This is a genomic window from Pseudomonas sp. W2Jun17 (assembly GCF_023127795.1).
Classification (GTDB): Bacteria; Pseudomonadota; Gammaproteobacteria; order Pseudomonadales; family Pseudomonadaceae; genus Aquipseudomonas; species Aquipseudomonas synxantha_A.
In genome coordinates, this window is sequence record NZ_SPKO01000030.1 from 1,769 (window position 1) to 2,190 (window position 422).

Sequence of the window (422 nt, forward strand, 5' to 3'; positions counted from 1 at the left end):
CTGGCCACCTTCGTTCACCGCACTCGGCGCAGTCAACGTCACGGTCGTGGTGTTATCGGTCCCCGGAGTGTCAGTTACAGTCGTGGTGACTTTATCGGTACCTGGAATCAGATTTTCAAAGTGCTCGCCGCCGGTCACGCCGCTGATAGCAGTAGTGACGGTTTGATCGCCTTTGTACACGTCATCAGGAGCAAGAACCGAAACAGTGCCGCTCGACTGATTCACACCAATGGTGATGGTCTGACCGTTATCCAGGGTGACAGTCAACGGATTGGTGATGTTAGTCACCGGCGCGCCGTTTTTATCCACAAGGCTGGCGCTGTAGACGATATTGCCGCCTTCGCCGACGGTGGTAGTGGCGGTCAGTACTACATCGACTTTATCGATGGTGTCGTTGATCGTGGTGGTGGCGCCGTTGCCCG

At 55.9% G+C, this 422-nt stretch carries 1 protein-coding gene; it reads right to left on the reverse strand.

Features of this window, described 5'->3' with window-relative positions:
- Nucleotides 1-422 (reverse strand): immunoglobulin-like domain-containing protein (locus E4O98_RS18940; RefSeq protein ID WP_348984636.1); only part of this gene is annotated, 422 nt, incomplete at both ends.